28 protein-coding genes are annotated in these 26,885 nt (G+C 61.3%); 9 read left to right on the top strand and 19 right to left on the bottom strand.

Annotated features, from left to right (window positions below):
• Positions 1-79: 79 nt before the first annotated feature.
• Positions 80-841, bottom strand: coding sequence for a YdcF family protein (locus FRT59_RS24075; RefSeq protein WP_153872574.1), 762 nt, complete (start codon positions 839-841; stop codon positions 80-82).
• A 97-nt stretch (positions 842-938) separates the two neighbouring features.
• Positions 939-1,256, bottom strand: a complete 318-nt coding sequence (locus FRT59_RS24070) for a hypothetical protein (RefSeq protein ID WP_153872573.1) — start codon at positions 1,254-1,256, stop codon at positions 939-941.
• Between the two features lie 261 nt (positions 1,257-1,517).
• On the opposite strand from FRT59_RS24070, the gene leuS reads away from it, so the two are divergent.
• From leuS to FRT59_RS24045, 5 genes are all read left to right on the top strand, one after another.
• Positions 1,518-4,124 carry a leucine--tRNA ligase gene (leuS, locus tag FRT59_RS24065; RefSeq protein ID WP_153872572.1) on the top strand — a complete coding sequence of 869 codons (2,607 nt, stop codon included), beginning with the start codon at positions 1,518-1,520 and terminating at the stop codon, positions 4,122-4,124.
• A gap of 89 nt (positions 4,125-4,213) precedes the next feature.
• Complete coding sequence (locus tag FRT59_RS24060) at positions 4,214-4,819, top strand: LPS-assembly lipoprotein LptE (RefSeq protein ID WP_034117743.1); 606 nt, start codon at positions 4,214-4,216, stop codon at positions 4,817-4,819.
• 39 nt (positions 4,820-4,858) lie between these two features.
• Complete coding sequence (gene holA, locus FRT59_RS24055; protein ID WP_034117742.1) at positions 4,859-5,896, top strand: DNA polymerase III subunit delta; 1,038 nt, start codon at positions 4,859-4,861, stop codon at positions 5,894-5,896.
• 161 nt (positions 5,897-6,057) lie between these two features.
• Positions 6,058-6,222: an alternative ribosome rescue factor ArfA gene (gene arfA / locus FRT59_RS24050; RefSeq protein ID WP_003176285.1), complete on the top strand. Its 165-nt coding sequence runs from the start codon at positions 6,058-6,060 to the stop codon at positions 6,220-6,222.
• Positions 6,223-6,283: 61 nt separating this feature from the next.
• Positions 6,284-7,609: a lytic murein transglycosylase gene (locus tag FRT59_RS24045; protein ID WP_153872571.1), complete on the top strand. Its 1,326-nt coding sequence runs from the start codon at positions 6,284-6,286 to the stop codon at positions 7,607-7,609.
• 110 nt (positions 7,610-7,719) lie between these two features.
• Here the strand turns inward: FRT59_RS24045 and FRT59_RS24040 are convergent, their stop codons facing one another.
• The 13 genes from FRT59_RS24040 to FRT59_RS23980 all read right to left on the bottom strand — a co-directional run bounded on the left by FRT59_RS24040 (position 7,720) and on the right by FRT59_RS23980 (position 20,171).
• Positions 7,720-8,649 carry a S66 peptidase family protein gene (locus FRT59_RS24040; protein WP_153872570.1) on the bottom strand — a complete coding sequence of 310 codons (930 nt, stop codon included), beginning with the start codon at positions 8,647-8,649 and terminating at the stop codon, positions 7,720-7,722.
• A gap of 118 nt (positions 8,650-8,767) precedes the next feature.
• Complete coding sequence (gene lipA, locus FRT59_RS24035) at positions 8,768-9,769, bottom strand: lipoyl synthase (RefSeq protein WP_161793250.1); 1,002 nt, start codon at positions 9,767-9,769, stop codon at positions 8,768-8,770.
• Positions 9,770-9,794: 25 nt separating this feature from the next.
• A complete protein-coding gene (gene lipB / locus FRT59_RS24030; RefSeq protein ID WP_153839459.1) occupies positions 9,795-10,442 on the bottom strand; it encodes a lipoyl(octanoyl) transferase LipB in 648 nt (215 codons plus the stop codon).
• Complete coding sequence (locus FRT59_RS24025) at positions 10,442-10,717, bottom strand: DUF493 domain-containing protein (RefSeq protein WP_034117737.1); 276 nt, start codon at positions 10,715-10,717, stop codon at positions 10,442-10,444. Before FRT59_RS24025 ends, lipB begins: the two co-directional genes overlap by 1 nt.
• Before the next feature lie 85 nt (positions 10,718-10,802).
• The gene (locus FRT59_RS24020; protein ID WP_034117736.1) at positions 10,803-11,960 is read right to left on the bottom strand and encodes a D-alanyl-D-alanine carboxypeptidase family protein; all 1,158 of its coding nucleotides are present in this window, start codon (positions 11,958-11,960) and stop codon (positions 10,803-10,805) included.
• A gap of 182 nt (positions 11,961-12,142) precedes the next feature.
• Positions 12,143-13,147, bottom strand: coding sequence for a septal ring lytic transglycosylase RlpA family protein (locus tag FRT59_RS24015; RefSeq protein WP_153872569.1), 1,005 nt, complete (start codon positions 13,145-13,147; stop codon positions 12,143-12,145).
• A complete protein-coding gene (gene mltB, locus FRT59_RS24010; protein WP_153872568.1) occupies positions 13,147-14,157 on the bottom strand; it encodes a lytic murein transglycosylase B in 1,011 nt (336 codons plus the stop codon). The genes FRT59_RS24015 and mltB overlap by 1 nt, the downstream gene beginning before the upstream one ends.
• Before the next feature lie 17 nt (positions 14,158-14,174).
• On the bottom strand, positions 14,175-15,278 hold the full coding sequence (gene rodA / locus FRT59_RS24005) for a rod shape-determining protein RodA (RefSeq protein WP_052224527.1): 1,104 nt from the start codon (positions 15,276-15,278) through the stop codon (positions 14,175-14,177).
• Between the two features lie 31 nt (positions 15,279-15,309).
• Positions 15,310-17,208 (bottom strand): penicillin-binding protein 2, encoded by a 1,899-nt coding sequence (gene mrdA / locus FRT59_RS24000; RefSeq protein WP_153872567.1) that lies wholly within the window; start codon positions 17,206-17,208, stop codon positions 15,310-15,312.
• 15 nt (positions 17,209-17,223) lie between these two features.
• Positions 17,224-17,691 carry a 23S rRNA (pseudouridine(1915)-N(3))-methyltransferase RlmH gene (gene rlmH, locus FRT59_RS23995; protein WP_003176297.1) on the bottom strand — a complete coding sequence of 156 codons (468 nt, stop codon included), beginning with the start codon at positions 17,689-17,691 and terminating at the stop codon, positions 17,224-17,226.
• A 9-nt stretch (positions 17,692-17,700) separates the two neighbouring features.
• Positions 17,701-18,195 carry a ribosome silencing factor gene (rsfS, locus tag FRT59_RS23990; protein WP_003176298.1) on the bottom strand — a complete coding sequence of 165 codons (495 nt, stop codon included), beginning with the start codon at positions 18,193-18,195 and terminating at the stop codon, positions 17,701-17,703.
• A 66-nt stretch (positions 18,196-18,261) separates the two neighbouring features.
• The gene (gene nadD, locus FRT59_RS23985) at positions 18,262-18,906 is read right to left on the bottom strand and encodes a nicotinate-nucleotide adenylyltransferase (RefSeq protein WP_034117731.1); all 645 of its coding nucleotides are present in this window, start codon (positions 18,904-18,906) and stop codon (positions 18,262-18,264) included.
• Positions 18,906-20,171 carry a glutamate-5-semialdehyde dehydrogenase gene (locus tag FRT59_RS23980; protein ID WP_034117730.1) on the bottom strand — a complete coding sequence of 422 codons (1,266 nt, stop codon included), beginning with the start codon at positions 20,169-20,171 and terminating at the stop codon, positions 18,906-18,908. Before FRT59_RS23980 ends, nadD begins: the two co-directional genes overlap by 1 nt.
• A 174-nt stretch (positions 20,172-20,345) precedes the next feature.
• Here FRT59_RS23980 and FRT59_RS23975 point away from each other — a divergent pair, with 174 nt between their 5' ends.
• The gene (locus FRT59_RS23975) at positions 20,346-21,029 is read left to right on the top strand and encodes a DNA-3-methyladenine glycosylase (protein WP_153839461.1); all 684 of its coding nucleotides are present in this window, start codon (positions 20,346-20,348) and stop codon (positions 21,027-21,029) included.
• 75 nt (positions 21,030-21,104) lie between these two features.
• Positions 21,105-22,421, top strand: coding sequence for a bifunctional DedA family/phosphatase PAP2 family protein (locus FRT59_RS23970; protein WP_153872566.1), 1,317 nt, complete (start codon positions 21,105-21,107; stop codon positions 22,419-22,421).
• Here FRT59_RS23970 and FRT59_RS23965 read toward each other — a convergent pair.
• The 4 genes from FRT59_RS23965 to FRT59_RS23950 all read right to left on the bottom strand — a co-directional run bounded on the left by FRT59_RS23965 (position 22,415) and on the right by FRT59_RS23950 (position 24,408).
• Positions 22,415-22,630, bottom strand: a complete 216-nt coding sequence (locus tag FRT59_RS23965; RefSeq protein ID WP_034117926.1) for a hypothetical protein — start codon at positions 22,628-22,630, stop codon at positions 22,415-22,417. The genes FRT59_RS23970 and FRT59_RS23965 overlap by 7 nt on opposite strands.
• Before the next feature lie 99 nt (positions 22,631-22,729).
• Positions 22,730-23,320: an LON peptidase substrate-binding domain-containing protein gene (locus FRT59_RS23960; RefSeq protein ID WP_034117727.1), complete on the bottom strand. Its 591-nt coding sequence runs from the start codon at positions 23,318-23,320 to the stop codon at positions 22,730-22,732.
• Positions 23,321-23,341: 21 nt separating this feature from the next.
• Entirely contained in the window at positions 23,342-24,058 is a 717-nt protein-coding gene (locus tag FRT59_RS23955) for an LrgB family protein (RefSeq protein WP_034117726.1), read from the bottom strand.
• The gene (locus FRT59_RS23950) at positions 24,055-24,408 is read right to left on the bottom strand and encodes a CidA/LrgA family protein (protein WP_153839463.1); all 354 of its coding nucleotides are present in this window, start codon (positions 24,406-24,408) and stop codon (positions 24,055-24,057) included. Before FRT59_RS23950 ends, FRT59_RS23955 begins: the two co-directional genes overlap by 4 nt.
• Before the next feature lie 185 nt (positions 24,409-24,593).
• Here FRT59_RS23950 and FRT59_RS23945 point away from each other — a divergent pair, with 185 nt between their 5' ends.
• Together FRT59_RS23945 and FRT59_RS23940 are read left to right on the top strand one after the other, a co-directional pair.
• A complete protein-coding gene (locus FRT59_RS23945) occupies positions 24,594-25,049 on the top strand; it encodes a MaoC family dehydratase (protein WP_034117724.1) in 456 nt (151 codons plus the stop codon).
• 105 nt (positions 25,050-25,154) lie between these two features.
• On the top strand, positions 25,155-26,873 hold the full coding sequence (locus FRT59_RS23940; RefSeq protein WP_153872565.1) for a C13 family peptidase: 1,719 nt from the start codon (positions 25,155-25,157) through the stop codon (positions 26,871-26,873).
• Positions 26,874-26,885: the final 12 nt, after the last annotated feature.

The raw sequence follows: 26,885 nt of genomic DNA, 5'->3' as shown, positions 1-26,885 counted from the left end.
AGCATCAAATGTACTGACTGACACACTGCTATCGGGAGCAAGCCCCCTTCCACATTGATCTGCATTTTAATCAGCAGAATCAGCGGTAAAACACCCGATACCCCACCTGCCCCACCGCCTCATTGATCAACTGCCCGCTCTGCCACACCGCCTTGACCTCCGGCATCCAGCCGCCGAGCGGCCGGCCGTGGTCTACGCCCAGAAAGCCCACCGGCCCGGGCACCACAGTGAAGCCGGCCTTCTCAAAGCTCCACACCGAGCGCGGCATGTGCCAGGCCTGGGTCACCACTATCACGCGCTTGATGCCTTGAGGCAGCAGAATCTCGGCACTCATCTGGGCGTTCTCCCAGGTGGTGCGGCTACGTTCTTCTTTCCAGCGCACGGTGACGCCGAAATCATCCTGCATCGACACGGCCATCAACTCGGCCTCACTGGGCGGCGTACCGTAATGCAAGCCGCCACTGGTCAGCACCGGCAACCCGGACGCCTTGGCCAGACGCGCCGCATAACGCTCACGCTCCAAGCCAACGCCGGTGGGCTGGTCGCTGCCCCATGCGATATCTCCACGCTCGCGCCCAGAGCCCAGCACCACAATCGCATCGGCCCGCTGGGCTAGCGTGGCCCAGTCTTCACGGGCCAAAGGCGGTTCAGTTTCGAGGGCACGGGCACTCCATTGCACCATTACCGGCAGGCTGATCAACCACATGCCGCCGAGCCCCAAGGCAAAGCACCACCCGGCCAGGCGTGGGCGACTCCGGCGAAACCACCAGGCACACGCCAGCAACAGCAAAAAAATGCCGGGAGGCAACAACAGTTGTTTAATGAAATAGCGAAAAGGCATCGGGCATCTCCAAAGATGCCCGAAGCCTAGATGCAACGGGGTTTAGCGACAATCTTTACCAGCCTGTTTCGAGAAAATTAACGGATAGCACTGTGCTTCACTTGCACCGTACGGACCGGTTTTTCTCCGGGCCGCGGCCGGCCGCCAGATCCTTCAGCCAGATCACCTTGGCCGAACGAGGAGGCTCTTGAGCAGGCGGGGAGGCCTGCCCAGGAGAGGCGCGGTGGTGATTCAATTCCAGGTAGGTCTTGATCAGTTCAAGTTCTGCCTGGCTCAAGCCTCGCAACTCCAGCTCCAAAGGCCGTTCATCACGCAATCGGCCTGCGGTTCTTGCAGCATCCAATGCCCGACCCAGTCGGTCGATCAGTCCCTCATACAACTGCGGTTTCGTTAAAGTTCGCTGCGATTCACCCATCCCCTCACCTCATTGAAGAAATACTTGCTCCCCAATAAACAGCGTAGCCCCCGTTGCTGCACCTGCCCGGCGCCGCGACAGACGGCCCTTGCCGCGCAATCAGGGTTTCCCTCGATAGAGTGGGGTCATGTATGCTACGGCGCTTCCTGTAACTCCACTTCCCGCAGGGTTTGGGCACGGACGCGCCGCTTTTTGGTGTCGAACAACCCGGACAATGCACAGAAGAGGATTAGGCCACCCTTATCCAGTTCAAAAGTAGCCATGCACGAACAATATCAGCCCCGTGAAATAGAAAATGCCGCCCAAACCTTCTGGGACGAGCAAAAGTCCTTTGAAGTCAGTGAACAGCCAGGCAAGGAGACTTTCTACTGCCTATCGATGTTCCCTTACCCCAGCGGCAAGCTACACATGGGGCACGTGCGTAACTACACCATCGGCGACGTGATTTCTCGCTACCAGCGCATGCTCGGCAAAAACGTCCTGCAACCCATGGGTTGGGACGCCTTCGGCATGCCGGCAGAAAACGCCGCGATGAAAAACAACGTGGCGCCCGCCAAGTGGACCTACGAAAACATCGCCTACATGAAGACCCAGCTGCGCAGCCTGGGCCTGGCGGTGGACTGGTCCCGCGAAGTGACCACCTGCAAGCCGGATTACTACCGCTGGGAACAATGGCTGTTCACGCGCCTGTTCGAAAAAGGTGTGATCTACAAAAAAAGCGGCACTGTGAACTGGGACCCGATCGACCAGACCGTACTGGCCAACGAGCAGGTCATCGATGGCCGCGGCTGGCGTTCCGGCGCGCTGATCGAAAAGCGCGAAATCCCGATGTACTACTTCAAGATCACCGCCTACGCGGATGAGCTCTTGTCGAGCCTCGACGACCTGCCGGGCTGGCCTGAACAGGTCAAGACCATGCAGCGCAACTGGATCGGCAAGTCCAAGGGCATGGAAGTGCAGTTCCCGTACAACGTCGATTCCATCGGCGAAGCCGGTGCGCTGAAAGTCTTCACCACCCGTCCGGATACGCTGATGGGTGCCACCTACGTCGCCGTCGCTGCCGAACACCCGCTGGCCACCCTGGCCGCCCGGAACAACCCCGAGCTGCAGGCGTTCATCGCTGAATGCAAAGGCGGCAGCGTGGCTGAAGCCGACGTCGCCACCCAAGAGAAAAAAGGCCTGCCGACGGGCTTGTTCGTCGAACACCCGCTGACCGGCGAGAAGCTGCCGGTGTGGGTCGCCAACTATGTGCTGATGCACTACGGCGACGGCGCCGTCATGGCCGTGCCGGCCCACGACGAACGCGATTTCGAATTCGCCACCCAGTACAACCTGCCGATCAAGTCGGTCGTGCGCACCAGCTCGGGCGACACCAACCCGGCCCCGTGGCAAGACGCCTACGGCGAGCACGGCACCCTGATCAATTCAGGTGAGTTCGATGGCCTGGACTTCGCCGGCGCCTTCGACGCCATCGAAGTCGCACTGATCAAGAAAAACCTCGGTGCCTCACGCACCCAGTTCCGCCTGCGCGACTGGGGCATCAGCCGCCAACGCTACTGGGGCTGCCCGATCCCGATCATCCACTGCGATACCTGCGGTGACGTGCCGGTGCCGGAAGATCAACTGCCCGTCGTCCTGCCGGAAGACGTGGTGCCGGACGGCGCTGGCTCGCCGCTGGCGCGCATGCCCGAGTTCTACGAGTGCAGTTGCCCGAAATGCGGCGCACCGGCCAAGCGTGAAACCGACACCATGGACACCTTCGTCGAGTCCTCGTGGTACTACGCCCGCTACGCCTCCCCGCACTATGAAGGCGGCCTGGTGGAAAAATCCGCGGCTGACCACTGGTTGCCGGTGGACCAGTACATCGGCGGCATCGAACACGCCATTCTCCACCTGTTGTATGCGCGCTTCTTCCACAAGCTGATGCGCGACGAAGGCCTGGTGAGCTCCAATGAGCCGTTCAAGAACCTGCTAACCCAAGGCATGGTGATCGCCGAGACTTACTACCGTCGTGAAGCCAATGGTGCCTACACCTGGTTCAACCCGGCGGACGTCGAGCTCGAACGCGACAGCAAAGCCAAGGTCATCAGCGCCAAACTGAAATCCGACGGCCTGCCGGTGGAAATCGGCGGCACCGAGAAGATGGCCAAGTCGAAGAACAACGGCGTTGATCCGCAGTCGATGATCGACCAGTTCGGCGCCGACACCTGCCGCCTGTTCATGATGTTCGCATCGCCGCCTGACATGAGCGCCGAATGGTCCGACTCCGGCGTCGAAGGCTCGCACCGCTTCCTCAAGCGCGTCTGGCGCCTGGCCCATGCTCATGTCAGCCAGGGCTTGCCGGGCAAACTGGACGTCGCGGCCTTGAACGACGAGCAGAAAGCCATTCGCCGCAGCACCCACCTGGCCATCCGCCAGGCCAGCCAGGACGTAGGGCAGAACCACAAGTTCAACACCGCCATCGCCCAGGTGATGACCCTGATGAACGTGCTGGAAAAAGCCCCACAGGCTACTGAACAAGATCGCGCGCTGATCCAGGAGGGCCTGGAAACGGTTACCCTGTTGCTCGCGCCGATCACGCCGCATATCAGCCACGAACTGTGGAGCTGCCTGGGCCACAGCGGTGCCGTCATCGATGCCGGCTGGCCGGTGCAGGATGACAGCGCCCTGGTACAGGACACGCTGCAACTGGTTATCCAGGTCAACGGTAAACTGCGCGGCCAGATCGACATGCCGGCCAGCGCCAGTCGCGAAGACGTGGAAGCGGCTGCACGTATCAACGAGAACGTGCTGCGCTTTACCGAAGGCCTGACGATCCGCAAAGTGATCGTGGTGCCCGGCAAACTTGTCAACATCGTCGCCAGCTAAATCGGATCGGGCGCGGGGCTTGGGCCCTGCGCCGAACTAAACCTTTAGGGCCTCGAGAAGGCCCACATGGTTTCAAGGGGAGCAACAAAATGATCAAACGCAATCTGCTGGTTATGGGCCTTGCCGTGCTGTTGAGCGCTTGCGGCTTCCAGCTGCGCGGTACCGGTACCAATGAGTTGTCGCTCAAAGAGCTCGACGTCAGCGCCCGCAACGCCTACGGCGAGACCGTCACCCAGCTGCGCCAGACCCTGGAAAACAGCGGCGTGCACGTCTACAACGGCGCGACCTACAAACTGATCCTGACGGATGAGAAAGAAACCCAGCGCAATATCAGCTACGCCAGTGCCGGTCGTGCGTCCGACATCGAGTTGAACACCGCGCTCAACTTCGAAGTGCAAGGCCGCGATAACTTGCCGCTGATGGGTGACAAGATCCAGGTGCAGAAAGTGGTGAGCCACGATGGCAACAACCTGGTAGGTTCGGACTCAGAGACCATCCAGGTGCGCAAGGAAATGCGTCGTGAGCTGATCCAGCGCATGATGACTCGCCTGCAAATGCTGACCCCGGAAAAGCTGGCCGCCCTGCAGCAAACTGCCGACAACAAGGCCAAGGCTGACGCCGATGCCCTGAAAGCCGCGCAAGAGTATGAAGACAACACGCCGAAACAATCGCCTGTTGAAGTCCCTGTCGAGTAAGCCAGACGGGGCGCCCCTGGCGCCCCGTTCGACCCGCCTATGAAACTCGCCCCCGCCCAACTCGCCAAACACCTGCAAGGTGGCCTCGCGCCTGTCTACATCGTCAGCGGCGATGACCCGTTGCTGTGCCAGGAAGCGGCCGACGCTATCCGCACCGCCGCGCGCCAGCAAGGCTTCGATGAACGCCAGGTCTTCAGCGCCGACGCCAGTTTCGACTGGGGCACGCTGTTGCAGGCCGGTGCCAGCATGTCGTTGTTTGCCGAAAAGCGCCTGCTGGAACTGCGCCTGCCCTCGGGCAAGCCTGGCGACAAAGGTGCGGCGGCGTTGATGGAATATTGCTCGCGCCCTGCCGAAGACACTGTGTTGCTGGTCAGCTTGCCCAAGCTCGACGGCAGCGCGCAGAAAACCAAGTGGGGCAAGGCGCTGGTAGAAGGCCCGCAAACCCAGTTCATCCAGATCTGGCCAGTGGACAGCAACCAGCTGCCGCAGTGGATTCGCCAGCGCCTGTCACAATCGGGGCTGGCGGCGACACAAGATGCGGTAGAGCTGATCGCCGCCCGGGTCGAGGGCAACCTGCTTGCCGCCGCCCAGGAGATCGAAAAGCTCAAGCTGATGGCCGAGGATGGGCAGATCACCGTCGAAACCGTGCAAGGCGCAGTGGCTGATAGCGCTCGCTTTGATGTGTTCGGGCTGGTCGACGCAATCCTCAACGGTGAACCCGCCCACGCCCTGCGCATGCTCGAAGGTTTGCGCGGCGAAGGCGTGGAACCGCCAGTGATTCTCTGGGCCCTGGCCCGGGAGTTGCGAGTGCTGGCGAACATTGCCCTGCAATACAGCCAAGGCACACCGCTGGACAAATGCTTCAGCCAGGCCCGCCCTCCGGTGTGGGACAAGCGCAAACCGCTGATGAGCAAAGCCCTGCAACGGCACTCGGCGCAACGCTGGGCGCAGCTACTGCTGGAAGCGCAGCGCATCGACGCGCAGATCAAGGGCCAGGCCACCGGTTCGCCCTGGATGAGCCTGAGCCGTTTGTCGCTGTTGATGGCTGGTCAGCGCCTGTCATTGCCCGCCGAATAACCCCCCTTTCAAAAACACCACAGACCCAATGTGGGAGAGGGCTTGCTCCCTCCCACACTTTGACCGCGTACCTTTCCTACACGTCGTCGGGCTTTACAGCCGCTCAACTTCGGCAGATCATTTGCCCCGCTCCACCTCCCCCCCAAACGAGAAATTCGACCATGAGCAAAAAGCCATCCAAGCATGGCCCCAACAAGGCCAAATCCATCATCGCCCAGCCATTGTTCCGTAGCCGCCAGGAACGCGCCGGCAAGGGCAAAGGCAGCTACCGCCGCGAAGCCTTCCAGTCTAATAGCTGGGAGGCTTCTTACTTTCTGGCTGCCTGAAGGCAAGCGCCCCTCTGGCATGATAAGGTCTGTACCTGATTTGTAACCTCTGGACCTGTGCATGCCCTCTAGTCTTTCTCGTCATTGGCACCTTCGCCAATTGATCGCTGCCTCCAGCCTCATTCTGCTTGTCGCCTGCGCGGAAAAACCGACCGCCGCGGACGCTCAACCCCTGCCCAAGCTCCAGACCGCACCGGCTGTCGCACCTGCCGTAATTGCCCCTTTGGCGGTGGACAATCTCGACATCCAGCCGACCCAGACCTTTGCCGAATGGCAGGCTGGCTTTCGTGCGCAGGCCCTGCAAGCCGGGATCCCGGCGGCCGTCTTCGATAATGCCTTTGCCGGCGTCACCCCCGATATGGCGGTGATTCGCGCCGACCGTAGCCAGCCTGAATTTTCCCGCCCGGTGTGGGAATACATCGATGGCGCCCTGTCGCCGCTGCGCGTGCGTAATGGCCAGGCTTCGCTGATCAAGTACGCCGATATCCTGCAACGCATCGAGGCGCGTTATGGTGTTGATCGCCAGGCGCTGGTCGCGGTGTGGGGCATGGAAAGCAACTTTGGCCAGTTCCAGGGCAATAATTCAGTGATCCGTTCCCTGGCGACCCTGGCTTACGAGGGCCGTCGTCACGCATTTGCACAGGCGCAGTTGCTGGCGGCGCTGCAGATCATCCAGAATGGCGATATCCAGGTCGAGCAGATGAAAGGCTCCTGGGCCGGCGCGATGGGCCAGACCCAATTCATCCCAACCGTCTACAACGCCTACGCCGTGGACTTCGACGGTGACGGTCGCCGCGATATCTGGAACAGCCCAGGGGACGCCCTCGCCTCCACCGCAAACTACCTGCAAAGCTCCGGCTGGCAGAAAGGCCAGCCGTGGGGTGTTGAAGTGCAGCGGCTGCCCTCGGGCTTCGATTACAGCCTGGCCGATGGCAGTACACGCAAAACCGTCGCTGAATGGCTGCAACTAGGAATCCAGCTGCCGCCCAGCGTGAGCCTGCCCGCCAATGTCGAGCAACTGTCCGCCGCCTTGCTGTTGCCGGCCGGCTACCGTGGCCCGGCGTTCCTGGTGCTGGATAACTTCCGCGCGATTCTCAAGTACAACAACTCGTCGTCCTATGCACTGGCGGTTGGCCTGCTGTCGGAGCGGTTTGGCGGCGGCGGCGTGATTCGGGGCAATTGGCCAAAAGATGAGCTGCCGCTGAGTCGTTCGCAACGTGTCGACCTGCAAACGGCGCTCAGCGCCAAGGGTTACGACGCAGGCAAACCGGACGGGATCATCGGCGCCAATACGCGTAAAGCAATTCGGGCGGCGCAGCAGTCGTTGGGTTGGCCGGCAGATGGATATCCGACGGTGAAGCTTTTGGAGTCGTTGCAGAGCCGATAGATCGCTTTAGGGCGGCTATAGCTTTCGCGAGCAAGCCCGCTCCCACATTTGGAATGCATTTCAAAATGTGGGAGCGGGCTTGCTCGCGAAAGCGGCCTGACAGGCGACAACTATTTAAAGACCACATCCTGCTCCAGCACCACCCGCTGCTCCCCCGCATCCAGGCGCACCAACGCGCCCATCGGCAACGTCAGGTTCGGGTCGCAATGCCCACTGCGCCAGCCGGACAACACCGGAATGCACAGCGGCTCGAAGGTCTGCTTCAGCAGCCGCTCCAGTGCAACGTTATCCACACCCGCCACATCCCCCACCAGCACACCGGCGACTTGGGCCAGCTTGCCTGCCAGGCGCAGATGGGTCAGCAGGCGGTCAATGCGATAGAGCGGCTCATTAACGTCTTCGATAAACAGGATGATGCCTTCGGCGTCGATTTCGTACGGCGTGCCCATCACCGCCGCGATCATCGACAAGTTACCGCCCAGCAAACGCCCGCAGGCAATACCTGGCTCGATGGTGGTCAACGGGTAGGCCACCGGGTGCACAAGCACACTGCCGGCGCCCAGTTGGCCACGCAGCAGGCTGAACAAGGATGACTCGGTGGGTTGTTGCTTGCCGCCAAGCAGGTCAGCATTGAGCATCGGCCCATGGAACGTCACAAAGCCAGCATAGCGGTTGATCGCCAGGTGCAAGGCGGTGATATCGCTGTAACCCACGAATGGCTTGGGGTTGGCGCGCAACAGGTCAAAATCCAGCGCGTCGAGCAAACGAGGCGTGCCGTAGCCGCCGCGCAGGCAGAGGATGGCATCGATTTCGGGGTTGGCGAAGGCGGCGTGCAAGTCGCGCAGGCGCACTTCATCGCTGCCGGCCAGGTAGCCGTCGCGTTCGTATACCCCGGGGTAAATGCGCAGTTCGTAGCCACGGGCACACATCCATTGCCCGGCTTTTTCAACATCCAGCGCAGCAGGGCCAGCAGGGGCGATCAGGCCGATTACACCTTTGGCAGGCAGGGCGGGTACGGCAGCGGCGAGTTGAGTGGTCATCCATGGTTCTCCGTGGCTGGATTACCCAGGCACTCTAGCCACTGATGGTTGCAAACAGAAGAGGGGAAAAGCGACGGCACCTGTAGGAGCGAGCAAGCTCGCTCCTACAACGGCACACTTAGGAAACCAGGCTAGCCTTGACCAGCTTGGCCTGCTCATCGGCGTGGTACGAGGAACGCACCAACGGGCCGGATGCCACGTTCTTGAAGCCCATCTTGTAACCTTCCTCGGCGAACCAGGCGAAGGTGTCCGGGTGCACGAAACGTTGCACCGGCAAGTGGCTGCGGGACGGTTGCAGGTACTGGCCCAGGGTCAGCATGTCGATGTCGTGTTCGCGCATGCGCTTCATGACTTCGATCACTTCTTCATCGGTCTCGCCCAGGCCGAGCATCAAGCCGGACTTGGTCGGGATGTGCGGCATCATCTGCTTGAATTTCTGCAGCAGGGTCAGCGACCACTGGTAGTCCGAACCCGGACGCGCAGCCTTGTACAGGCGCGGCACGGTTTCCAGGTTGTGGTTGAACACATCCGGCGGCTCGGCAGCGGTGATTTCCAACGCGACGTCCATACGCCCACGGTAGTCCGGCACCAGGGTTTCGAGCATCACGTTTGGCGACAACTTGCGGATCTCGCGGATGCAGTCGGCAAAGTGCTGGGCACCGCCGTCACGCAGGTCGTCGCGGTCTACCGACGTGATCACCACATACTTGAGCTTCAGGTCGGCGATGGCGATGGCCAGGCTTTCCGGCTCGTTGACGTCCAGAGGCTTCGGACGACCGTGGCCCACGTCGCAGAACGGGCAACGACGGGTGCAGATGTCACCCATGATCATGAAGGTGGCGGTGCCACCGGAGAAGCACTCGCCCAGATTCGGGCAGGAAGCCTCTTCGCACACGCTATGCAGCTTGTGTTTGCGCAGCAGTGCCTTGATACGGTCGACTTCCGGCGAAACCGGGATGCGCACGCGAATCCAATCAGGTTTCTTCGGCAGTTCGGTGGTCGGGATGATCTTGACCGGGATGCGTGCAACCTTCTCGGCGCCGCGCAGCTTGACGCCGGCTTCCACCTTGACACGCGGGGCCGGGGCTGGACGCTCAGTGATGTCCAGCGTCGGGATCATGGTTTGCACAACATCAGTAGTCATATCAATCGATTCCGCCCGTCAGGGTCGTCTGCTCTGCATAGTCGAGGTGTTTGACGAGCTGCGCGCGCAGCCGGGCACTTACCTCGGCAAATTCTATGGATGTTGCATGGTCGCTCAACTGGGTCATCGCCAGCCCGGCATACCCGCACGGGTTGATGCGCCGGAACGGCGCCAGGTCCATGTCCACGTTCAAGGCCAGGCCGTGAAAGGAACAACCGTGGCGAATGCGCAGCCCCAGGGAGGCGATTTTCGCGCCATCCACGTACACACCGGGTGCATCGGGCTTGGCCGTCGCGGTCACGCCGTAACTGGCCAACAGCTCGATCAGGCAAGCCTCCATGCGGCTGACCAGGTCACGCACGCCAAACCCCAGCTTGCGCACGTCCAGCAGCAAGTAAGCCACCAGTTGACCGGGCCCATGGTAAGTCACTTGGCCACCTCGGTCGACCTGCACCACCGGAATATCACCCGGAAGTAGTAGATGCTCCGCCTTGCCGGCCTGGCCCTGGGTGAAGACCGGCGGGTGTTCCACCAGCCAGATTTCATCCGGGGCCGAGGTGCCGCGCTCGTTGGTAAAGCGCTGCATGGCGTGCCAGACCGGCTCGTAGGCCATCCGGCCGAGCTCGCGAAAGCCCAGGACCTGTGACATCACAACACCATGTGCACGAAGCCGGTAGCCCGCAGTTCGCTGTTGATGTTGTAGAGCTGGTCCTGGTCGGTCGCAACGATGTGCAACTGGATCGTGGTGTACTTGCCGGTGGAGCTTTGACGCTCGTCCACGCGGTTGTCGTTGATCGTGGCATGTTTGCGCACGATCTCGAGAATCTTGTCCTTGCGGCCCACGCCGGTATCGCTGATCACCTTGACGGGATAATCCGTCACCGGGAATTCGATCTTTGGCGCCTTTACTTCTTTATCGGTCATGGCGTAACGGCCTCGTAAGCGGTAAGCCGTGGCGACGGGCAAAGCCCCGCGTCGGATCAACGCGGGGCTTTGCAGGTGCACACAATCAGTTGAACAAGCCGTAGAAGAATAGACGGATGCTATCCCATACGCGGCGGAAGATACCACCTTCGTCGACAGCGTCCAGTGCGATCAGGTCGGCGCTGTGCACCACCTTGTCGTCCAGCTTCACTTCGACTTTACCGATCACGTCACCCTTGGCGATTGGCGCAACCAATTGCGGGTTCAGGGTCATGCTGGCAGCAAGCTTTTTCAGCTGGCCCTTAGGCATGGTCAGGGTCAGGTCATCGGCCAGGCCGGCCTTGACTTGCGAGGTCGCGCCCTTCCATACCGGCGCGGTCGCCAGCTCAGCACCCTTCTGGTAGAAGGTCTGGGTTTCGAAGAAGCGGAAGCCGTAGGTCAGCAGTTTTTGCGTCTCGGCCGCACGGGCCTGCTCGCTGTTGGTGCCGAATACCACGGCGATCAAGCGTTGGCCATCACGCACGGCGGACGACACCATGCAATAGCCGGCTTCGTCGGTGTGGCCGGTTTTCAGGCCGTCGACGGTCTTGTCGCGCCACAGCAACAGGTTGCGGTTAGGCTGCTTGATGTTGTTCCAGAAGAACTCCTTCTGGGAGTAGATCGCGTAGTGCACCGGGTCAACACGGATGATTGCGCGCGCCAGCACGGCCATGTCGTGAGCCGACGAGTAGTGCTCGGGGTTCGGCAGGCCGGTCGGGTTCATGAAGTGGCTGTTGGTCATGCCCAGGTCGGCGGCAGTCTTGTTCATCACGTCGGCGAACGCATCTTCGCTGCCGGCGATGTGCTCGGCCAGGGCGACGCTGGCGTCGTTACCGGACTGGATGATGATGCCGTGCAGCAGGTCGCTCACGGTGACTTGCGAGCCCACCTTGATGAACATCCGCGAACCGCCTGTGCGCCAGGCGTTTTCGCTGACGGTCACTGGATCGTTTTCGCCGATCTGGCCGCGACGGATTTCCAGGGTCGCGATGTAGGCGGTCATCAGTTTGGTCAGGCTGGCCGGTGGCAGGCGCTGGTCACCATTGCTCTCGACCAGCACGTTGCCACTGGCGGCATCCATGAGGACCCAGGACTTGGCGGCCAGTTGCGGGGAGGCCGGCACCATTTCAACCGCCCAGGCGGCCGGGGTGATGATCAGCGAGATAAGCAGGCACGTACGTTTGGCTAAGGTGGTGATGTTCATCCGTCTCTCGAAATTGCTTATGGAAACTTGCCCTCGCGGGCAAAACTATTCAGACAGCCCGCTTCCAGACTGTCACGTGTTCGGTTGCCCGCTCACCCCTTGCCCCTGGGTTTTTATTGTTCACGAGCCAACAACCAGGGTTCAAGCGCGCATGCGCACCTGAGCCATCAAACCGTTACTGCTTATTCTGCGGTGACCACGCTGGGTTGCCCCAGGTTAGCCAGGCGTACGCTGTTCTGAACTTGCGCCACCTCGCTGGGCGAGCCGATCGGGCCCATGCGTACACGGTGCAAGGTTTGCTGGTTACGCACGATGGAACTGATGAAGACTGGCGCGCTGACCATGCCGCTGAGCTTGGACCTTAACAGTTCTGCCGCATCCGGGTTGGCGAAAGCGCCGACCTGCAGGTACTGCCCACCAATAGTAGAAGCCCCCGGTGCTGCATGAGGAACCACTACGGTATCCGGCGCATGCTGCGCGGGTGGTGGCGTCCATTGTTCGATCTTGCCGGTCGAGGCCGTCACTTGCGGTTGCGGGGTTTGCGGTTCGTTGAGCATCAACGGCGCCGGTTTGCCACGCTGGGCCCAGTACTGGGCCGGGTCGATACCTTCGACTTTCACCCGTGCGGTACCGGTTTCGGCATAGCCGAGTTTCTTCGCGGCGGCGTAGGACAAGTCGATGATCCGGTCCGAATAGAACGGCCCACGGTCATTGACCCGCAGGATCACCGTGCGGTTGTTGTCCAGGTTGGTCACACGCACATAGCTGGGCAGCGGCAGGGTCTTGTGGGCCGCGCTCATGCCATACAGGTCATACACTTCGCCGTTGGCGGTGTTCTGCCCATGGAACTTGGTGCCATACCAGGACGCAGTGCCCGATTGCACGTAGGTCCTGGATTCCTGCAGCGGGAAGTAATTCTTACCCAGCACGGTATAGGGGTTGGCCTTGTACGGGCCGGTGTGCAGGGTCGGTGTGGCATCCGGGATCTTCGACACATCCACATCCCACCACGGCGCGCCATCTTTGTGGGCGCGGTTGATGTCCAGGCCCGGCTGGGCACGAACCACCGCGCCACCGGCCTTTTTGGCAGGCGCACGGTTAGGGCTGGTGGAGCAGCTGGCGACCAGCAGGCACAACGCGGTGAACGCCACCAGCTTGAGCGGTTTTTTGAACGGCGATACCCGCATTACTTGTTGCCCCGTGCTTGGACCAGCTCTTCTGACAGCTGATGCACGGCCATGGCGTACATCACACTGCGGTTATAACGCGTGATTGCGTAGAAATTCTTCAGGCCCATCCAGTATTCCGGGCCGTTTGCGCCTTCCAGGCGGAATGCCGTTACCGGCATGTCATCGCGTGGCGCATTCTGACTCGACCAGCCCAGCGCTCGCAACTCCCCGACGGTCTTGACCGGTTCGATACCTTGGGTCAGGCCTTCGTCGGCGCGCTCACCCGAGACATCGGCGCGAATCACCACCGGCTCGCCGGACACCCAGCCATGGCGCTTGAAGTAGCTGGCAACGCTGCCAATGGCATCGTCGGGGTTGCTCCAGAGATTGATATGCCCGTCGCCGTCGAAATCCACCGCGTAGGCGCGAAAGCTGCTCGGCATGAATTGCGGCAAGCCCATGGCCCCGGCGTAGGAGCCCTTGAGGGTCAGCGGGTCGACCTGCTCTTCGCGGGCCAGCAGCAGGAACTCACGCAGCTCCTTGCGGAAGAACTCGGCGCGGGGCGGGTAATCGAAGCCCAGGGTCGACAAGGCGTCGATCACCCGGTAGCTGCCGGTGTTGCGCCCGTAGAAGGTTTCGATGCCAATGATCGAGACGATGACCTGCGCCGGTACGCCGTACTCCTGCTCGGCGCGGGCCAGTACCGCCTCGTGCTGGCGCCAGAAGTCGACGCCACGGGCCACGCGGGCGTCGGTGAGGAACATCGGGCGATACTCCTTCCACTGCTTCACGCGTTCGGCGGGTCGGGAGATGGCGTCGAGGATCGCCTGCTTCTTCTGGGCTTCGCGGAACACGCCCATCAGTTGCTCACCGGCAAAACCGTAGTCGCGGGTCAGCTCACCGACAAATTCGGCGACCTGGGGTGAACCATCGTAGTCACCGGCCTGCGCCTCTTGCGTTGCCCCCAGGAGCCCAATCAGGCCCATCCAGGTCGCATGCCGAGTCGCCCAGCCGCGCATTACTTGCATTGACATCTTCACCTTATTCAAACTTGTGCGATCCATTTGCGATGCGTATGAATCGACATCAAAACCCCAAACGCTGACAGCAATGTCACCAGCGAAGTTCCGCCGTAGCTAATGAATGGCAACGGCACCCCAACCACCGGTAGCAGGCCACTGACCATACCGATGTTGACGAAAACGTAAACAAAAAAAGTCATGGTCAGGCTGCCGGCGAGCAATTTGCCGAACAACGTCTGCGCCTGGGCAGTGATCACCAGGCCGCGACCAATCAACAGCAGGTAAATCAGCAACAGTGCGCAAATGCCCACCAGGCCGAACTCTTCGCCCATCACCGCGATGATGAAGTCGGTGTGGCTTTCAGGCAAAAAGTCCAGGTGCGACTGGGTACCCAGTAACCAACCCTTACCAAATACGCCGCCGGAACCGATGGCCGCCTTGGACTGGATGATGTTCCAGCCGGTGCCCAACGGGTCGCTCTCCGGGTCGAGGAAGGTCAAGATCCGTTGTTTCTGGTAGTCGTGCATGAAGAAGAACCACATGGCCACGGCTACAGGCACGGCGGCCGCCAGCACGCTGAGGATCCAGCGCCAGCGCAAGCCGCCCATAAACAGCACGAAAGCGCCGCCGGCGAGAATCAGCAACGAGGTGCCGAGGTCCGGCTGGCGCACAATCAGAATAAAGGGCACGCCAATCAGGATCAGGCTGATGCCCACATGCTTGAGTTGGGGCGGCAAGGTGCGCTTGGACAGGTACCAGGCAATGGTCGCTGGCATGAGGATCTTCATGAATTCCGACGGCTGGAAGCGAATCACCCCGGGGATGTTGATCCAGCGCGTCGCGCCCATGGCGTTGTGGCCCATGACATCCACCACCACCAGCAGTAACACGCCGGCGACATAACCCAGGGGCACCCAGCGGGCCATGAAGCGCGGCTCAAGCTGGGCGATGACCACCATCGACAACAGGCCCAGGCCGAACGAAGACGCTTGCTTGATCAGCAGGTCCCAGTTCTTGCCGCTGGCCGAATACAGCACGAACAGGCTGCCGGCCGCCAGGGTCAGCAACAGGATCAGCAACGGCCCATCAATGTGCAGGCGTTGCAGCAACGTCGCACGGCGACGCATCACGTCCTCACTGGAGAGGATGCGGTCAAAATTACTCTTCACGGGCCGTAACCTCGGGGCTTGAAGGGGGGCCGCCATACTCGGGCTTGAGCTTGCCATCGTCAGCCAGCAGCCAGGCATCCATGATCTGGCGCACCACAGGCGCGGCGACGCCGGAGCCGGACTCACCGTTCTCGACCATCACCGCCACCACGATTTTCGGGTCCTCGGCCGGGGCAAAGCCGACGAACAAGGCGTGGTCACGATGACGCTCCTGAACCTTGGAACGGTCATATTTCTCGCCCTGCTTGATCGCGACCACCTGGGCCGTACCACTCTTGCCGGCAATGCGGTATTGCGCGCCGGCTGCTGCTTTGCGTGCGGTACCGCGCGCGCCGTGCATCACTTGCTGCATACCGTGGTTGACCTTGGCCCAGTCGGACGGGTCGCGCAGCACAATGTCGGGAATCGGGTTTTCATCCAGCGGTTTCTCGCCTTCGATGGTCTTGGCCAGGTGCGGACGGTTCCAGATGCCCTTGTTGGCCACCAGCGCCGTGGCCTGGGCCAGTTGCAGCGGCGTGGCCTGCATATAGCCCTGGCCGATCCCGAGAATCAGGGTTTCGCCCGGGAACCACGCCTGACGGCGGGTCGCACGCTTCCATTCCCGCGACGGCATCAAGCCGGGGGATTCTTCGAACATGTCCAGGGAGACTTTCTGACCGAGGCCGAACTTGCCCATGTAGGCAGACAGGCGATCAATCCCAAGCTTATGGGCCAGGTCGTAAAAGTAGGTGTCGTTGGAGCGCATGATCGCGGTATCCAGGTCGACATAGCCGTCACCGGAGCGGTTCCAGTTACGGTATTTGTGGTCATAGTTGGGCAGCATGTAGTAGCCCGGGTCATAGACACGGCTGGAGGCGGTGACCACGCCGGAGTCCAGGCCGGCAATCGCCACCGCCGGCTTGATGGTCGAACCTGGCGGGTACAAGCCACGCAGCACCCGGTTGAACAGCGGCCTGTCGATGGAATCGCGCAGCTCGGCATAGGCCTTGAAGCTGATCCCGGTGACGAACAGGTTAGGGTCGAAACTCGGCTGGCTGACCATCGCCAGCACTTCGCCGGTCTTCGGGTCCAAAGCCACTACCGCGCCGCGCCGCCCACCCAGAGCCATCTCGGCCGCTTCCTGCAACTTGATGTCCAGGCTCAGCACGATGTCCTTGCCCGGTACCGGGTCGGTGCGCTTGAGCACGCGCAATACGCGGCCGCGCGCATTGGTCTCGACCTCTTCGTAACCCACCTGGCCGTGCAGCTCGGGCTCGTAGAAACGCTCGATGCCGGTCTTGCCGATATGATGGGTGCCGCTGTAATTGACCGGGTCGAGGGTTTTCAGCTCTTTCTCGTTGATCCGCCCCATATAGCCGACCGAGTGGGCAAAGTGTGGCCCTTGCGGATAGTGCCGCACCAACTGCGCCACCACCTCCACACCCGGCAAGCGGAATTGGTTTACCGCAATACGGGCAATCTGCTCTTCGGTCAGCTCGAACAGGATCGGCACCGGCTCGAATGGCCGGCGCCCCTGCTTCATGCGTTTCTCGAAGATCACCCGGTCTTCCGGCGTCAGTTGCAACACCTCGACGATCACATCGAGCACCTGCTGCCATTCGCCGGAACGCTCGCGGGTCATGCTCAGGCTGAAACTGGGACGGTTATCCGCAACCACCACGCCATTGCGGTCGAAGATCAGCCCGCGTGTCGGCGGAATCGGCTGCACATGCACCCGGTTGTTTTCCGACAGCGTGGAGTGATAGTCGTACTGGATCACCTGAAGGAAATACAGGCGCGCAATCAGCACGCCCAGCAACACCACCACCAAAATGGCACCGAACACGACCCGCGCGCGTACCAGACGTGCGTCTTTCTCGTGGTCCTTGATGCGGATCGGCTGGGTCATCGGGGGCGGCGCAGACTATTTGTGGTAAGGGTGCCCGGACAGGACTGTCCAGGCGCGATACAGCTGTTCACCGATCAGAATCCTTACCAACGGGTGCGGCAACGTCAGGGCCGACAGCGACCAGCGCTGGTCGGCCCGCGCGCAGACTTCCGGCGCCAGCCCTTCCGGGCCACCGACCATGAAATTGACCGTGCGCGAATCCAGGCGCCAGCGGTCCAGTTCCACCGCCAGTTGCTCGGTGCTCCAGGGTTTGCCGTGCACCTCGAGGGTGACGATGCGCTCGTTGGGGCCGACCTTGGCCAACATGGCTTCGCCTTCCTGACGGATAAAGCGCGCCACGTCGGCATTCTTGCCCCGGGTATTGAGCGGTATCTCCACCAGTTCCAACGACAGCTCGGCGGGCAGACGCTTGGCATACTCGTGCCAGCCTTCTTCCACCCACTTGGGCATGCGTGAACCGACTGCAATCAGACGCAGGCGCACAGCCGTTCCTTATTCCTGGTCTTTGTTGAGCTTGTCGAAGTGCGCGTGGCCCACTTCCGGGCTGTGGTGCTTGCCATCGGCGGCACGGCTCTGCTCGGCGCCTTTCCACAGACGCTCCAGGTCATAGAACTGGCGAGCGTTGGAAGTCATCATGTGAACGATCACGTCGTCCATGTCCAGCAGCACCCAGTCGCTGTCGCCCTTGCCTTCTTCACCCAGTGGCTTGACGCCTTGGGCTTTGACGGCTTCGCGAACCTTGTCCAGCATCGCGCCGATCTGGCGGTTGGAGGTACCGGTGGCGATGATCATGAAGTCGGTGATGCTTTGCTTGTCGCGTACGTCCAGCACCTGGATGTCCTGGGCTTTAACGTCTTCCAGGGCGGCCACGGCCACTTTTACCAGCTCTTCGCCAGCCAGTTCCGGGCCAACGTGGGCTTCAACCGGCAGCGGCGCGCTTTTGAAGGTGCCTTTGCGCTTAACTTTGCTTACGTCTTTGTTCGTCATATAAAACTCGTTTTGCTCGTATGTTCGGGCGCTTGCTGCACGAGTCGTGCGTTCAAGCGCGCCTTTTCAGTTCGACGCACGGTAAAGCCCGTGCGCATCGATGTAGGCCAGGACCGCGTCAGGCACCAGGAAACGTACCGACTTCCCGCTGGCCAGCAGTTGACGGATCTGGGTGGCGGACACCGCAAGCGGGGTCTGCCAGACGAATGCAATATTCCCGTTCGGCCCGGTCAGGGCCAAGGGGTCACTTACCGACCGCGCAGCCAGCAGGTTGCGCAAGGCATCCGGCGGTTCGCTGTCGGCATCCGGGCGTTGCAAAACCAGGATGTGGCAATGCTGGAGGAGTTCTTCCCAGCGGTGCCAAGAGGGCAGGCCGCAAAATGCGTCCCAGCCCAAAAGCAGAAACAACTGGTCATCTGCGGCCAACTCGGCGCGCATCAGTTCCAGGGTGTCGACAGTGTAGGACGGTTTATCGCGCTTGAGCTCGTGATCATCCACCACCAGCGGCGCTATACCGTCTACAGCCAGGCGTACCATTTCCAGGCGCTGTTGCGCAGACACCTGCGGCGTGTCGCGATGGGGCGGCCGCGCGTTGGGCATCATGCGCACTTCATCCAACCCGAGCGCATCCGCGACTTCCAGGGCGCTGCGCAAATGGCCGATGTGCACGGGGTCGAAGGTGCCACCGAGCAGCCCGATGCGTTTAGCCATCAAGTGCGCACATGCCCGTCACCGAACACCACGTACTTCTCGCTGGTCAAGCCTTCGAGGCCAACCGGGCCGCGTGCGTGGAGCTTGTCGGTGGAGATACCGATCTCCGCCCCCAGGCCGTACTCGAAGCCGTCGGCAAAACGCGTCGAGGCGTTGACCATCACCGAAGCAGAATCTACCTCGTTGAGGAAACGCCGGGCATCGCTGAAATGCTCGGAAACAATGGCGTCGGTGTGCTTGGAGCCGTACGTGTTGATGTGTTCGATGGCCTGGTCCAGGTCGTCGACAATGCGAATCGACAGGATCGGCGCCGTGTACTCGGTGTACCAGTCTTGCTCCGTCGCCTCGATCACGTCGGCACCGAGCAATGCACGGGTACGCTCGCAGCCGCGCAGCTCCACGCCCTTGTCACGGTAGATGGCAGCCAGTGGCGGCAGCACGCGCTCGGCAATGCCGACGTGCACCAACAGGGTTTCCATGGTGTTGCACGGTGCGTAGCGATGGGTCTTGGCGTTGTCGGCGATGCGGATCGCCTTGTCGAGGTCGGCGGCGATGTCGATAAACACGTGGCACACGCCGTCCAGGTGCTTGATCACCGGCACCTTGGCATCGCGGCTGACGCGCTCGATCAGGCTCTTGCCGCCACGGGGAACGATAACGTCGACAAATTCCGGCAGGGTGATCAAGGCGCCCACGGCGGCGCGGTCGGTGGTTTCCACCACTTGCACCACTTCGGCCGGCAACTCGGCCACCGCCAAGCCTTGCTGGATGCAGGCGGCGATGGCGCGGTTGGAATTGATCGCCTCGGAACCGCCACGCAGGATGGTGGCGTTGCCAGACTTGAGGCACAGGCTCGCAGCGTCGATGGTCACGTTCGGACGCGACTCATAGATGATGCCGATCACGCCCAGGGGCACGCGCATCTTGCCTACCTGGATGCCGGACGGCAGGTAGCGCATATCGCGGATTTCACCGATGGGGTCAGGCAGCTTGGCCACCTGACGCAGGCCTTCGATCATGTCGTCGATACGTGCCGGGGTCAGCGCCAGGCGATCCAGCAGCGCTGGCTCCAGGCCATTGGCGCGGCCGTTGGCCAAGTCCAGTTCGTTGGCAGCAGTCAACTCGGAGCGCGAAGCATCCAGAGCATCGGCAGCCGCCAGCAGCGCACGGTTCTTCTGCGCAGTGCTCGCACGGGCGATCAACCGCGAGGCCTGACGGGCAGCGCGACCCAGGCGGGTCATATAGTCAAGAACGGACTCAGTCATGGTCAGGGAGTCTTGGCAAAGAGGAAAGCGGCAGATTATAGCTGTGACGCCGCCCGACTGACAGCGGTGAGGGGCGGATGGTCGAAATGAACTGTAAAAACCTGAGGTTCAGGCGTAATTAAGGTGGGAGTTGTTATTATTCCGTCACATTTAGCCGTAATAACCCTGAACGCCATGCCCGGTTTTAACCCCCAGTTCCCCGCGAGCGCCCTGCCCGACTGCTTCTTCGACCGTGATGCACAACTGCTCGCGCGCGAGTTGCTTGGAAAAGTCATACGCCATCGTGTCGGCGATAGTTGGCTTTCGGCACGCATTATTGAAACAGAAGCCTATTACGTGGCCGAAAAAGGCAGCCATGCGTCCCTCGGCTACACAGAAAAGCGTAAGGCTTTGTTTCTGGATGGCGGCCATATCTACATGTACTACGCCCGTGGTGGTGATTCGCTGAACTTCAGCGCCCATGGCCCGGGCAATGCCGTATTGATCAAATCGGCCTACCCATGGGTTGATGAAATCTCCGGCCCGGCCAGCCTGGCCCAGATGCTGTTGAACAACCCGAACGCTGATGGCAGCCCACGCCCCACGCAAAAGCTGTGCGCCGGCCAGACCTTGCTGTGCAAGGCGCTGGGCCTGAAGGTGCCAATGTGGGACGCCAAGCGCTTCGACCAGGAGCGGCTGTACGTCGAAGATGTGGGCCAGCAGCCCACACAGATCATCCAGACCACACGGCTGGGCATCCCCAGTGGGCGTGATGAGCACCTGATGTACCGCTTTGTCGATGCGGGCTATGCGCCCTATTGCACACGGAACCCGCTGCGCCGGGGGCAGGTCGAAGGCCGCGATTATTTCTTACTTTGAATTGATTGAGACGGCTGCTCCCACAGTTGATCTTCACCGTTTCAGATTATGTATTGCATACATGGAGTGGATTGTATGGGCCAATGGCTCGATAGCATCACCGGCTGGCTGACCCTGAACCCGCAATGGCTGGCAGTGGCGGTGTTTATCGTCGCGTGCGTGGAGTGCCTGGCCATTGCCGGGCTGATCGTACCCGGCACGGTATTGCTGTTTGCGATTGCTGCGCTGGCCGGCAGCGGTGCGCTGTCACTGAGTGAAACCCTTTTGCTGGGTTTCCTCGGCGGCTTATTGGGCGATGGGGTTTCCTACTATCTGGGCCGGCATTTCCATCAGAACATCCGGCGCCTGCCCGGCCTTCGCCACCATCCTGAATGGATGAATGGAGCGGAAACCTACTTCCACAAGTACGGGATCGCCAGCCTGCTGGTCGGGCGTTTCATCGGCCCGTTGCGCCCCATGCTGCCAATGGTCGCCGGCATGTGCGACATGCCCTTCCCGCGTTTTGCCGCCGTGAGCATCATTGCCGCAGCAGGCTGGTCGGTGGCTTACCTGATGCCAGGCTGGGCCGCCGGTGCCGCTTTGCGCCTGCCACTGCCAGAAGGTTTCTGGCCGGAAGCAGCCATTGTCGCGGCCTGCCTCGCGGTCCTGCTGGCGCTGAGCCTGCACAGCAGCCTACGCGGCCATCGTCGCGCCACCCTGTGGATCGGTTGTGCCAGCCTGGTCTTATTGATTGCGCTGTTTATCGGCTATCCCCACCTCAACGACTTCGACCAGGGCCTGAGCGCACTGGTGCAGGAACATCGCAGCCCGTGGCTGGACGAGGTGATGGTGCGGGTCACCCAACTGGGTGAGTTCAAGAAGATGTTTTTCGCCAGCGCGATATTCACTGGCTTGCTGCTAGTGGCACGGCAATGGCGCCATGCGGTGTTTGTCGGCGCCACGCTCGCCGGCGCGGCGGTGATCAACACAGGCACCAAGCTGTTTTTCGCCCGTGGCCGCCCGGAAATCCTCACAGACCCGCTGACCAGCTTCAGCATGCCCAGCGGCCATGCCTCCGGTGCCTTTGCGTTCTTCCTGGCGCTCGCGGTATTGGCCGGCCGCGGCCAACCCACGCGCCTACGCCTGACCTGGATGTTGCTGGGCTGTATTCCCGCCGCCTTCATTGCGCTGTCGCGGGTCTACTTGGGTGCTCATTGGCCCACGGACATCCTGGCCGGCACGCTGCTGGCGATGACCGTGTGTGCATTCAGCCTGAGGGCGAGCGAATACCGCAGCCCATTGCCGGCGATGTCGCAAAAAGCCTGGTGGCTGGTGTTGCCCGCCGTGGTAGCCGTGCTCGGCTTTATCGCCTTTACCGGCACGCCCCACGCACTGCTCAGGTACGCCTATTGACCCTTGGCCGGGCCGATCCAATCCACGGTAGCGGAGCGGCGCTCAACACAGCGTTCGCGTCGCTCCAGGAGCATCTCATCGGCCACTTCGGCGGCGCGCTCGGCGATGTATTCCGGGCCCCGCTTTGCATCCTGCTGGAGTAATTGCGTGGTCACGCTGACAAAGTACGCGTCCCAGGCGACTTGCTCCGATGGTGTCAGACGAATCATGGTCATCCCCGATCATTGTTGTGTGATCAGAAAATATTGCAGGTGGCGCAGCTGAGACGACCAAGCAAAGTCTGAAAACTCCGTCAGGCAAATCCGAATCTAGGTGAACAGCTCGCCCTGCAACTCATCGAGCAACATTTGGATCGCATCCAGCCGTTGCTGCGGATCATCGAGTTGCAGCAAGTCGATCTTGTCGGCCTCGGTGAAGGGCAGCAAATAGGCCAACTGATTGCCCAGGGCTCGCTGGCCGTCGGCATGGGCGCCCATGTCCAGCGAAGCGACCATCGGGTGCTCGGCCAATGCCTGGAGCAACGCGAGCAGGTCGGCGTCCTCTTCTTCCAGCGCGCGGTCCGGCGGCTCTTCCAGCCACTGCACTTCAGCCACCAGCAGTTGGTCCTTCTGCACGCCGGCGTCACGCACGCGGAAACGCCGCCCACCTTCGACACGAATCCCGAGCAGGCCGTTGTCCTGTTGCTTGAAGTCGCGAATCAGCGCTTCACAGCCAATCAACGCGTAGCCGTCCGGGGCCATGCCGACTTCCTTGCCATCGAGGATGCACACCACGCCGAAGCTTTCGCCCTTTTTCATGCAGCGGCTGATCATGTCCAGGTAACGCGCCTCGAACAGTTGCAAATCGAGGGTGCAGCCTGGGAACAGCACAGTATTGAGCGGGAACAGCGCCAGACTCATAAAGGTTTCCTTAAACCTGGGTTAAACAATTACCGACACGGCCAGCGGCAGGAACACCGCCGTGGCCACGCCCATCAGACTCATGGCCAGCGCCGCAAAGGCGCCACATTCTTCGCTTTCCTGCAGGGCCACCGAGGTACCGACGGCGTGTGCGGTCATGCCCAGCGCCATACCGCGCGCCTCGGGGCTGTGCACACCCAGGCGCGACAAGTACGCCGGGCCGATCATCGCGCCGACCACCCCGGTGATCAGCACAAACACCGCCGCCAGCGCCGCCACGCCTCCGATCTGCTCGGCGACCAGCATGGCAATCGGCGACGTCACCGACTTGGGCGCCATAGTCATCAGCATCATGTGCTCGGCCCCGAACCACCACCCCAGCAATACACACAGGCCAGTGGCCAACACCCCGCCTACCACCAGCGTAGTAAAAATCGGCCAGAACAATTGGCGAATTCGTCGCAGGTTGAGATAAAGCGGCACCGCCAGGGCCACGGTCGCGGGGCCGAGCAGGATGCCCATGATCTCGGTGCTCTTGCGGTATTCGGCGTAGCTCAGGCCACAGGTGAGCAATACGCCAATCACCAGCAACATGGACACCAGCACCGGCTGCAGGAAAATCCAGCGGGTTTTCTCGAACCCCGCCAACACCAACTGATAGGCGCCCAATGTGACACCGATGCCGAACAACGGATGGTGAATGACCGCCGTCCAGGCGCCCTGCCAGTCGAGGATCATTGATCCTTCTCCTTGCGCTTGACCATCTGCTGCATCAACACGCCGACAAAGCCCATGGCGATCACCAATGACAACACCAGGGCACCGACGATGGCCCAGAAGTCCGCGGCGATATCCTTGGCGTACACCATCACGCCCACGGCCGGCGGTACCAGCAGCAGCGGCAGATAACGCAACAGGCTGCCCGCCGCCAGGCTCAGAGGCTCGCCGACTTCACCGCGCCAGACCAAAAAGCCCAGCATCAGCAACAGGCCGATGATCGGCCCCGGCAGCACCGGCAACAGCAAATGATTGATCGCCGTGCCGATCAATTGAAACAGCACCAGCCAGGTCAGGCCCCGTAACAGCATGCGTTCTCTCCCCCCTCAAAGCTCGCCGGCATTATAAACACGCCAGCGCTATGCTCTGGCATTCGCCAACCGCAGGGTCGCTTGACCGTGCGGGGCGCTCATGATGATCTACATTGGTTCTCTGTAACCCATAAAAAACGCCCCTGCCCGGGCGGATAAGAAACGATGAACCAAGGAGAGACGCAATGCCCTATGTACCCGTAGCGCAGCTCAAAGATTATGTCGGCAAGGAACTGGGACGTTCCGAATGGCTCACCATCGATCAGGCCCGTATCAACCTGTTCGCAGAGGCCACTGGCGATCATCAGTTCATCCACGTCGACCCGGTCAAAGCCGCCAAGACGCCCTTCGGCAGCACCATCGCCCACGGTTTCCTGTCGCTGTCGCTGATGCCCAAGCTGATGGAAGACATCCTGATCATGCCCGAAGGCTTGAAGATGGCAGTCAACTACGGCCTGGACAGCGTGCGCTTTATCCAGCCGGTGAAGGTTGACTCCAAGGTCCGCCTGAACGTCACCCTTACCGACGTCACTGAGAAAAAACCGGGGCAATGGCTGTTCAAAGCCACCGCTACCCTGGAAATCGAAGGCCAGGAGAAACCTGCTTACATTGCCGAGTCGTTATCACTCTGCTTCGTGTAAGGCCCCGACTGTGGTGAGGCGATAAACCTTGCCACAGTGTATGTAAATTTATGTATGAATCCTGCGGCTGCGGCATACTCGGCGCTCAATTACCCGGATCCCGCTATGCGCCCACTCGCCCCCCTCGCCCTTGCCCTGTTGCTCACCGCTTGTGGAGACGGCGAATCGCTGTTGCCGCCCGATGCGCGCCTGCCCGATGGCGGCCGTTACCGGGGCGATGTGGTCAACGGCCTGCTGCAAGGCCAGGGTCGCGTGGACTACCCCAACGGCAGTTGGTACGCCGGCCAGTTCGACAAAGGCCAGTGGCACGGCCAGGGCGAATGGCATGGCAGTAATGGCGAAGTCTATAAAGGCGAGTTCCAGCAGGGCCTGTTTGATGGCCAGGGCAGCCTGACTACCGCGGGCAGCAGCTACGTCGGCGGTTTCAAGAACGGTCGACGCAACGGCGAAGGCACCCTCAAAGAGGGGCAGATGACCTATCGCGGTGAATTCAAGGACGACCAGTACTCCGGCCTCGGCCGCCTGGAACTCCCCGATGGCAGCCAATACCAGGGCCAATTCGCCCACGGCAAGCCCAACGGCGAAGGCCAGCGCAATGACGACAGCGGCAATCAGTTCAGCGGCCGCTTTGTCGATGGGCAGTTGGAAGGCAACGGCACCTTCAACAGCGCTGAGGGCGATATCTATGTCGGCCAATTCAAGCAGAGCCAGCTCAACGGCAAAGGCCGCTACGAAAACGCCGACGGCGACGTATGGATCGGCCAGTTCAAGGAAGGCGCCCTGACCGGCCAAGGCGAATTGATCGGTGTCGATGGCAGCCACTATGTCGGCCAGTTCAGCGATTGGCGCTTTACCGGCGAAGGCCGCCTGAACCTCACCGATGGCAGCTTCTATATCGGTGGCTTCGACAGCGACAACTACCAGGGCCGCGGCACACTCGTCCTCGCCGACGGCGCCGTACAGGCTGGCACCTGGGTCAATGGCCTGCGCGTGCGCGACGCCGATGGCAAGCTGCTGCCAGACCCACTGGAAATCGGCGTGCTTGCCCAAGGCCGCTTACTCAATGACGCCCTGGCCGGCGTGCCCCCGTCCACCCCGGCCGTCGAGCTGTACACCTTGGTGCTGGCTGGTGATGGCAAGCAAAGCGTGTTCCTGCGCGAAGCCGATTACGTCAGCAACCTGCTCGCTACCCGCTTCGGCGCGCGCGGGCAGGTGCGCCTGGTCAACCACCGCGATCATATCGCCGACCGCCCCCTGGCCACCCGTGAAAGCCTGCGACGCTCCGTACAAACCCTGGCCGAACGTACCGGGCCGGAAGACCTGGTGTTCATCTATATGACCAGCCATGGCACCCACGAACACGAACTGGTGCTCGACCAGCCGCGCATGGAACTGGCCGACCTGCCCGCCGATGAGCTGGCCGCCGTGTTGGCACCGTTGAAAAACCGCGACAAGATCATCGTGATTTCCGCCTGCTACTCCGGAGGGTTCATCCCGGCACTGAAGGATGAGCGCACCCTGATCATGACCGCCTCCCGTGCAGATCGCGTGTCGTTCGGTTGTTCCGAAGAAGCCGACTTCACCTACTTCGGCGATGCCCTTTTCGCACAAGCCTTTAATCAGACGGACGATTTGCAGCACGCCTTCAAACTGGCACAACTGCAGGTGGCGGAGCGCGAACAGGCGGACAACTTCGAAGCCTCCGAACCGCAGATCTGGGCCCCTAAAGGCGTGATCGCCCATTGGCAACTATTACGCAAACAGCAGGCACGAAAGGCGCTCGAAAGCGTCTCAATGAATAGCAAGGAAGCCATAGGCAACTAAGCTGTAACCTGT

The sequence above is a fragment of the Pseudomonas haemolytica genome (assembly GCF_009659625.1).
Taxonomy (GTDB): domain Bacteria; phylum Pseudomonadota; class Gammaproteobacteria; order Pseudomonadales; family Pseudomonadaceae; genus Aquipseudomonas; species Aquipseudomonas haemolytica.
Note: the sequence above shows the minus strand (reverse complement) of the source record. Positions and strands in the feature narration are given on the sequence as shown.